General features: G+C 68.2%; 6 protein-coding genes. All 6 read right to left on the bottom strand.

All coding sequences use genetic code 11. The features are described 5' to 3' along the window. Positions 1-822: nitrilase-related carbon-nitrogen hydrolase (locus tag ACNFOC_RS23030; protein WP_416960994.1), on the bottom strand; the 822-nt coding region annotated here is incomplete at its 3' end. A 708-nt stretch (positions 823-1530) separates the two neighbouring features. Further along, positions 1531-4074, bottom strand: a complete 2544-nt coding sequence (locus ACNFOC_RS23025; protein ID WP_416960993.1) for a DUF4118 domain-containing protein — start codon at positions 4072-4074, stop codon at positions 1531-1533. A gap of 2 nt (positions 4075-4076) precedes the next feature. Further along, positions 4077-4760, bottom strand: a complete 684-nt coding sequence (locus ACNFOC_RS23020) for a response regulator (protein WP_416960992.1) — start codon at positions 4758-4760, stop codon at positions 4077-4079. 136 nt (positions 4761-4896) lie between these two features. Then, the gene (locus ACNFOC_RS23015; protein ID WP_416960991.1) at positions 4897-5565 is read right to left on the bottom strand and encodes a potassium-transporting ATPase subunit C; all 669 of its coding nucleotides are present in this window, start codon (positions 5563-5565) and stop codon (positions 4897-4899) included. A gap of 5 nt (positions 5566-5570) precedes the next feature. After that, entirely contained in the window at positions 5571-7706 is a 2136-nt protein-coding gene (gene kdpB, locus ACNFOC_RS23010; protein ID WP_416960990.1) for a potassium-transporting ATPase subunit KdpB, read from the bottom strand. After that, complete coding sequence (gene kdpA / locus ACNFOC_RS23005; protein ID WP_416960989.1) at positions 7703-9367, bottom strand: potassium-transporting ATPase subunit KdpA; 1665 nt, start codon at positions 9365-9367, stop codon at positions 7703-7705. The genes kdpB and kdpA overlap by 4 nt, the downstream gene beginning before the upstream one ends.

Below are 9367 nucleotides of genomic sequence, written 5' to 3'. Positions count from 1 at the left end.
GTCGGTGGGGTGGTGGCCTTCGGGGCTGAAGGGCGGGACGGTGGCGGGGAGGCAGTCGGCGATGAGCAGGCAGTCGTGGTGGCGGTCTTCGGCGGTGGCGGCGATCAGGGGTTCGCCGTCGGGGGCCCAGATGCCGGAGTTGCCCTGGTACTGCCAGGAGCCTGCGGGGACCTGTTCCCAGCCGCGGCGGTTGGCGTAGGCGATGAACAGGCGCCAGATGCCGGCCATGGCGGGGATGATGTGGCGGGTGGCGTCCTGGTAGGGCACCTGGCTCATGGTGCCGTCGGCCAGGCGAAAGTGCCCGTCGGCGGCGGTGGGCCCGAGCACGACCTGGGCCCCGTGCCCAGCGAGGTACTGGTACAGCGGCGGGAACTCGCACTCGTAGCAGTTGAGCACGCCGACTCCGATGCCGTTCAGGCTGACCACGGGCGGCAGGTCCTGGCCGAAGGAGTAGTTGCGCCGCTCGGCGGCCCCGTACAGGTGGGTCTTGCGGTAGTTAGCCGCCACCAGCCCGTCCGCGGCGATGATGCTGATCGAGTCGTAGAACGCGTCCCCGTCGCGTTCGGGGTAGGGCAGGACCACGGCCAGGGCGTTCTCCTTGGCCGCCAGCCGCGCACGCTCGACCGAGGGGCCCTCGCGGTGCTCGGCCAGCTCGCGGCACTGCTGGGGGCCGATCGCGTAGCCGGTGGTGTACTTCTCCGGGAAGACCACCACCTGACAGCCGTAGTCCGCCGCCAGCGCGGTCACCTCGTCCAGACGCTCCAGGTTCTGCTCCACCGCCTGCTGGCTGCCGACCGAGCCCTGGCCCTGGTACAGCGCCACCCGAAGTCCTTCACCGACAGCGGGCGCGGCGCGCGAGGCAGAGCGGAACACGACACGGACAGGCTGAGTCGTCAACAGAAGATCCCTCGGTGAAGGGCGGTCCGGACGACCGCCACCAGCAAGAACGACTCACCCCGCCCCCGGACACCAAGATCCCCGTCCGGCCCGGCCTGGACCCGATCGTCACAGTCACCGACTTCCGGAGACCCCCACTGGGTCTGATCACAGGGCGCGACGTCGGCGCCGGCCGTCCACCGCGACTCCATGGCGGCCGCTGCCAGTCCGAGGCATTTCACTGTCCGGCGTTCGGGTGAGGCTGCTCAGACGCGGCGGTCGCGCAGCACTGACGCCGGCGGCTGCGCACGTCAGGGAAACCGTCAAGGTCTTGTGCCACCCGGCAGATGGAGTCAGAACCTGCCTACAACTGGAGTCGGTTGTCCACCTACGAAGCCACGAGATGACTCAAACAGGAACGCAGCAACCTGAGCCGCCAGTTCTCCGCCACGAACCGACGACTGTCATCCGTCAACTGCCAAGCGCACTCCTGCGCAGGCCGACAACCGCTCCGGCATCGCAGCATCTTCCACACGACGTCCGACAAGGATGACGCTCTCGCAAGCACACCGACCAAACAAGCTGTCATGCCAGCATCAAACACAGGCGCTGAGGCCGTCCCGCCCGCTGTCCGAGGCCGTCGAGCCTCGCCCTTCAGGGCGTGACTGCGGCCGACAGATCCGGCTGCTCCGGCCGGCGCTCCGGTGCTGTCGGCAGGCTGAGCACCATCGTGAGTCCGCCGCCCGGTGTGTCCTCCGCGCTCAGGGTGCCGCCCAGGGCTTCCGTGAAGCCGCGGGCCACGGCCAGGCCGAGGCCGACCCCGGCGCCGCGCGGAGAGTCGCCATAGCGTTGGAAGGGCTCGAAGATGCGGTCCTTGGCCTCGTCGGGGACACCCGGCCCGCGGTCCACCACGCGCACCTCGACCCGGTCCGCGATGGCGCTCGCCGACACGAGGACCTTCTCCTCCGGCGGGCTGTACTTGACCGCGTTCTCCACGATGTTGGCGACGGCCCGCTCCAGCAGCCCCCGATCCACGTGGACCATGGGCAGCGTCTCCGGGATGTCCAGCTCCACACTGTCCTCCGGCACCGCGACCAGCGCCATCGGCACGACCTCGTCGAGGTCGGTCTCGCGGATGATGGGGGTCACCGTGCCGGTCTGCAGGCGGGACATGTCGAGCAGGTTGCCCACCAGTTGGTCGAGGCGGTCGGCGCCCGCCTCGATGGCTTCCAAGAGCTCCGCCCGGTCCTCCTCCGACCAGTCGACGTCGTCGGAGCGCAGAGACGTGACGGCCACCTTTATCCCGGCCAGTGGGGTACGGAGGTCGTGGCTGACGGCGGCCAGCAGCGCGGTGCGGATGCGGTTGCCCTCGGCCAACTCCTTGGCCTGGTCGGCCTCTTGCTGTAGGCGCCGGCGGTCCAGGACGACGACGGCCTGGGCGGCGAACGCGGCGAGCACCCGGCGGTCGGAGGCCGGCAGTACGCGCCCCGACAAGGCCAGGGACATGTGGTCGCCGACCGGCACATCGACGTCCGCGTGCTCGGGGTTCTGGCAGGGGCGGGGGCCGACACTGCCCGCGCAGGTCCACGGATCCAGCTCGCCGGCCCGTTCCAGCAGCGCCACCGACTCCATGCCGAAGGTCTCCCGCACCCGCTCCAGCAGAGCCTCCAGGCTGGTCTCGCCGCGCAGCACGTTGCCCGCGAGGAAGGACAGGATCTCCGACTCGGCGCGCAGCCGGGCCGCCTGATCGGTGCGCCTGGCGGCGAGGTCCACCACCGAGGCCACGGAGACGGCCACACCGACGAAGATCGCGATGGCGACGATGTTCTTGGGGTCGGCGATGGTGAACGTGTGGACGGGCGGGGTGAAGTACCAGTTCAACAGCAGCGATCCCACCGCCGCCGAGGCCAGCGCGGGGAGGAGTCCGCCGAGCAGAGCCGCCGCGACGGTCAGGGTGAGGAAGAGCAGCATGTCGTTGGCGAGGCCGACAGCCGGGGTGGCGCTGGTCAGCAGAAGGGTGAGCAGGACGGGGCCCAGCACGCCCACGAGCCAGCCCCAGATGAGCCTGGACCGGCCGAGCCGCGCGCCCCGGTTCACGGGCAGTCCGCGTCCCTTGCCCACCTCGTCGTGCGTGATGAGGTGGACGTCGAGATCGGGTCCGGACTCACGGGCGACCGTCGAGCCGACGCCGGGCCCGAACACGTACTGCCAGCTCCTGCGCCGGGAGACACCCATCACGATCTGCGTGGCGTTCACCCCGCGCGAGAAGTCCAGCAGCGCGGCCGAGACGTCGTCGCCGACGACCTGGTGGAAGGTGCCGCCCAGATCCTCCACCAGGGTTCGCTGGACGGCCAGTTCCTTGGGCGAGGCGGAGGTCAGGCCGTCGCTGCGGGAGATGTAGACCGCCAACACCTCGCCGCCGGCGCCCTTCTCGGCGAGGCGCGCGGCCCGGCGGATCAGTGTCCGGCCCTCCGGCCCTCCGGTCAGGCCCACCACGATCCGCTCCCGCGAGCCCCAGATCGTCGACACCTGATGCTCACTGCGGTACTCGGTCAGATAGGCGTCGACCCGGTCGGCCACCCAGAGCAGCGCCAGCTCGCGGAGGGCGGTGAGGTTTCCGGGCCGGAAGTAGTTGGACAGCGCCGCGTCGACCTTGTCCGGCTTGTAGATGTTGCCGTGCGCCATACGACGACGCAGCGCCTGCGGCGACATGTCGACCAGCTCGATCTGATCGGCCCGGCGCACCACCTCGTCCGGCACGGTCTCCTGCTGCCGTACGCCGGTGATGGACTCGACGACGTCGCCCAGCGACTCCAGATGCTGGATGTTGACGGTTGAGACGACGTCGATGCCAGCGGCGAGGAGTTCCTCAACGTCCTGCCAGCGCTTGGTGTTGCGGGAGCCGGGGACATTGGTGTGGGGCAGTTCGTCGACCATCGCCACCTGGGGGTCCCGGGCCAGGATGGCGTCGATGTCCATCTCGGTGAACGTCGTCCCGCGGTACTCCAGTTCCCTGCGCGGGATCTCCTCCAGACCGTGCAGCATCACCTCGGTGCGCGGCCGGCCGTGGTGCTCCACGAAGGCGATCACGCAGTCGGTGCCACGTTCCACGCGCCGGTGTGCCTCGGAGAGCATCGCGTACGTCTTGCCGACGCCGGGTGCCGCGCCGAGGTAGATCCGGAGCTTGCCGCGTCCCATGTTCATCCTTCGAAGCGGTAGCCCATGCCGGGCTCGGTGATCAGATAGCGGGGGTGGGCGGGGTCCGTCTCCAGTTTGCGGCGGAGCTGCGCCATGTAGACCCGCAGGTAGTTGGTCTTGTTGCTCTGGGACACCCCCCAGACCTCCTGAAGCAGGTGCTTCTGGGTGATCAGCCGGCCGGGGTTAGTGATCAGGATCTCCAGCAGGTGCCACTCGGTCGGAGTGAGCCGGATGTCGTGTCCGCCCCGCGTGGCCTTCTTGGCACGCAGATCGACAGTGAACTCGTCGGTCTCCACCACGGTCGCTTCGGGAACGAGTGGTGTGTCCTCCCTACGGCGGACGGCGGCCCGTAGCCGGGCCAGGAGTTCGTCCATGCTGAACGGCTTCGTGATGTAGTCGTCCGCGCCCGCGTCGAGCGCGGCGACCTTCTCGTCCGACGCCTGCCGGGCCGAGAGCACCAGGATCGGGACCCGGGTCCAGCCACGCAGCGCCTTGATGACGTCGACGCCGTCCATGTCGGGCAGCCCGAGGTCGAGCATCACCACGTCCGGCTGCCGCGCCGCCGCCAGCCGGAGCGCCGTGGCGCCGTCGGGCGCCGCGTCGACTCCGTAATGGCGTGCCTGCATGTTGATTACGAGGGCCCGTACGAGCTGCGGGTCGTCCTCCACCACCAACACCCTGGTCATGGGTGTACGCCTTTCGTGTCGTACGGGCAGTCGCGAAGTCCGGGAACAGCACAACCGGCCTCAATGCGACGGGAGTCGGCGGATCCGGGACGTCTCCCCGGCCGCCGACTCCCGCACGGATCGTCGCGTAACGCCATCAGCTCTTCGTCACAAGGGACTTGAGCGCGATGTTGAGTTCGAGGACGTTCACTGTGGGCTCACCGATGAAGCCGAGAGTACGGCCGTCGGTGTGCTCGTCGACCAGCTTCTGCACCTGGGCGACGGACAGGCCGTTCTTCTCGGCGATGCGGTGGACCTGGATGTCCGCGTAGTCCGGGGAAATGTTCGGGTCGAGGCCGGAGCCGGAGGACGTGACCGCGTCGGCGGGCACCTGGGACGCCTTGACCGTGTAGCCGGGCACCGAGTTGTCCTTGATGACGGCGGCCTTGGCGTCCTTCACCTGCTGGAGGAGCACCTTGCTGTCGGCGGAGAGGTTGGTGGCTCCGGACAGGATCAACGAGTACTGCGTGTTGACGCTGTTGGTGCCGAGACCGTTCTGCGGGCGGCCCTGGAACCACTTCAGATCCGGGTCCGGGGTCTCCTGGCCCTTCTTCAGCGGCAGGTTGTACGACTGTCCGATCAGGGACGAGCCGACGATCTTGCCGTCCGCCTTTATCTCCGAGCCGTTCGCCTTGCTGTTGAACAGTGCCTGGGCGATGCCGGTGACCACCAGCGGGTAGATGACGCCGGTCACCAGGGTCAGCACGAGGAGGGCACGCAGGCCCGCCCAGAGCAACCGGACAGTATTCGTAACCGAGTTGTTCATGGCGGTCAGCCGATCCCGGGAATGAGGGAGATGAGGAGGTCGATGATCTTGATACCGATGAAGGGCGCGATCAGGCCGCCGAGGCCATAGATCGTGAGGTTGCGCCGCAGCATCTTGTCCGCGCTCACAGGCTTGTACTGCACACCCCGCAGGGAGAGCGGGACCAGCGCGATGATGACCAGCGCGTTGAAGATGACGGCCGACAGGATCGCGGAGTCGGGCGAGGACAGGTTCATGATGTTGAGCTTGTCCAGGCCCGGGTAGACCGCCGCGAACAGCGCCGGGATGATCGCGAAGTACTTCGCGACGTCGTTGGCGATGGAGAACGTCGTCAACGCGCCCCGGGTGATGAGGAGTTGCTTGCCGATCTCGACGATCTCGATGAGCTTGGTCGGGTTCGAGTCGAGGTCGACCATGTTGCCGGCCTCCTTCGCGGCCGACGTACCCGTATTCATGGCCACGCCGACGTCCGCCTGCGCGAGCGCCGGGGCGTCGTTCGTCCCGTCACCGGTCATCGCGACCAGCTTGCCGCCGGCCTGCTCCCGCTTGATCAGGGCCATCTTGTCCTCGGGAGTGGCCTCCGCGAGAAAGTCGTCGACGCCCGCTTCTTCCGCGATCGCCTTGGCGGTCAGCGGGTTGTCGCCCGTGATCATGATCGTCTTGATGCCCATGCGGCGCAGCTCGTCGAACCGCTCGCGCATACCTTCCTTGACGACGTCCTTGAGATGGATGACGCCCAGGATCCGGGCACCGTTGTCGTCCTCGACAGCCACGAGCAGCGGGGTGCCACCGGCTTCCGAGATGCGGTTGGCGAGGGTGTCGGCGTCCTCGGAGACGGTACCGCCCTGCTCCTTGACCCAGGTGATGACCGAACCGGCCGCGCCCTTACGGGTCTTGCGCCCGTCCACGTCGACACCCGACATGCGGGTCTGGGCGGTGAAGGCGATCCACTCGGCATTGGCCAGCTCGCCCTGGTGGCGCTCGCGCAGACCGTACTTCTCCTTCGCCAGCACGACGATGGAACGGCCCTCGGGCGTCTCGTCGGCCAGCGAGGAAAGCTGCGCGGCATCCGCCAACTCGGCCTCGGTGGTGCCGGACACCGGCACGAACTCCGACGCCTGGCGGTTGCCGAGCGTGATGGTGCCGGTCTTGTCCAGCAGCAGCGTCGACACGTCACCTGCGGCCTCGACCGCACGGCCCGACATCGCCAGAACGTTGCGCTGCACCAGTCGGTCCATACCCGCGATACCGATCGCGGACAGGAGCGCGCCGATCGTGGTCGGGATCAGACAGACCAGGAGGGCCACCAGCACGACCATCGTGAGGTGGGTGCCCGCGTAGTCCGCGAACGGCGGCAGCGTGGCACAGGCGAGCAGGAAGACGATCGTCAGCGAGGCGAGCAGGATGTTCAGCGCGATCTCGTTGGGCGTCTTCTGCCGGGCGGCGCCCTCGACCAGGGCGATCATCCGGTCGATGAAGGTCTCGCCGGGCTTCGTCGTGATCTTGATGACGATGCGGTCGGAGAGGACCTTCGTACCGCCGGTGACGGCCGAGCGGTCGCCGCCGGACTCACGGATGACGGGCGCCGATTCGCCGGTGATCGCCGACTCGTCGACACTCGCAACGCCCTCTACGACGTCACCGTCGCCGGGGATGATGTCGCCCGCCTCGCACACGACCAGGTCGCCGATCGTGAGCTCGGTGCCGGGCACCTGCTCCTCGGTCTTGCCGTCCTTGCCCAGACGGCGCGCGACGGTGTCGGTCTTGGCCTTGCGCAGGGTGTCGGCCTGCGCCTTGCCGCGGCCCTCGGCGACGGCCTCCGCCAGGTTGGCGAAGATGACGGTCAGCCACAGCCAGGCACTGATCGCCCAGCCGAACCAGTCACTTGGGTCCTTGAAGGAGAAGATCGTCGTCAGGACCGAGCCGACGAGGACCACGAACATGACGGGCGACTTGACCATCACCCGCGGGTCGAGCTTGCGGCAGGCGTCCGGCAGCGACTTCAGCAGCTGCTTCGGGTCGAACAGACCCGCGCCGACCTTGCCTTCGTCCTTGTGACCGGTCGGCACATCGCTGTGCGGCGCCCGGGTCGGAGTGGCTGTGGACATCGAGTCCTCTTGGTTGTCTGTACGGGTACTCATGACGCCAGCCCCTCGGCCAGCGGGCCCAGCGCCAGCGCCGGGAAGTAGGTCAGACCGGTGATGATCAGGATCGCGCCCACCAGCAGACCGGTGAACAGCGGCTTCTCGGTGCGCAGGGTGCCCGCGGTGACCGGCACCGGCTTCTGCTCGGCGAGCGAGCCGGCCAGCGCCAGCACGAACACCATCGGCAGGAAGCGGCCGAGCACCATCGCGAGCCCGGTCATGGTGTTGAACCAGTCCGTGTTCGCGTTCAGACCCGCGAACGCCGATCCGTTGTTGTTCGCGGCGGAGGTGAAGGCGTACAGCACCTCGGAGAAGCCGTGCGCGCCGGAGTTCAGCATCGAGTGCGGCGGGGTCGGCAGCGCCATGGAGGCGGCCGCGAAGATCAGCACCAGGGCCGGGGTGATCAGGATGTAGCAGGCCGCGAGCTTCATCTCGCGGGTGCCGATCTTCTTGCCCAGGTACTCGGGCGTACGGCCGACCATCAGTCCGGCGATGAACACCGCGATGACCGCCATGATCAGCATGCCGTAGAGGCCGGAGCCGGTACCACCGGGTGCGATCTCGCCCAACTGCATGCCCAGGATGGTGATTCCGCCGCCGAGACCGGTGAACGAGGAGTGGAAGGAGTCCACCGCACCCGTCGAGGTCAACGTCGTCGACACCGCGAAGATCGAGGAGGCGCCGACACCGATCCGGGACTCCTTGCCCTCCATCGCACCGCCGGCGGCCTGGAGCGCCGAGCCGTGGTGGGCGAACTCGGTCCACATCATCAGGGCGACGAAGCCGACCCAGATGGTGGCCATGGTGGCGAGGATCGCGTAGCCCTGCTTCACGCTCCCGACCATCACGCCGAAGGTGCGGGTCAGCGCGAACGGGATGACCAGCAGCAGGAAGATCTCGAACAGGTTCGTGAACGGCGTCGGGTTCTCGAAGGGATGCGCGGAGTTGGCGTTGAAGTAACCGCCACCGTTGGTGCCGAACTCCTTGATCGCCTCCTGCGAGGCGACCGCACCGCCGTTCCACTGCTGGTGGCCCCCCATGAACTGGCCGACCTCGTGGATACCGGAGAAGTTCTGGATCGCACCGCAGGCCACCAGCACGAGCGCGGCGATGATCGAGCCGGGGATCAGGATGCGCATGACACCGCGCACCAGGTCGGCCCAGAAGTTGCCCAGCTCACCGGTGCGCGAGCGCGCGAAGCCCCGGACCAGGGCCACCGCGACGGCGATGCCGACAGCCGCGGAGACGAAGTTCTGCACGGCCAGACCGGCGGTCTGCACGACGTGACCCATGGTCTGCTCGCCGTAGTACGACTGCCAGTTGGTGTTCGTCACGAACGACGCCGCCGTGTTGAACGACTGCGCCGGGTTGACCGAGGAGAAGCCGAGCGAGCCGGGCAGGATGCCCTGCAGGCGCTGGAGGAGATAGAGGAAGAGGACGCCGACCGCCGAGAAGGCGAGCACGCCGCGCAGATACGCGGGCCAGCGCATCTCGGTGTCGGGGTTGGCACCGATGCCCTTGTAGATCCACTTCTCGACGCGCAGGTGCTTGTCGGAGGAGTAGACCCTGGCCATGTAGTTGCCGAGGGGGATGTAGGCGAGTGCCAGCGCGCCTATGAGGGCGAGCAGCTGGAGGACGCCTGCGAGTACGGGACCCAT

The sequence above is a fragment of the Streptomyces colwelliae genome, assembly GCF_048158785.1.
In the GTDB taxonomy this organism is placed as follows: Bacteria; Actinomycetota; Actinomycetes; order Streptomycetales; family Streptomycetaceae; genus Streptomyces.
Note: the sequence above shows the minus strand (reverse complement) of the source record. Positions and strands in the feature narration are given on the sequence as shown.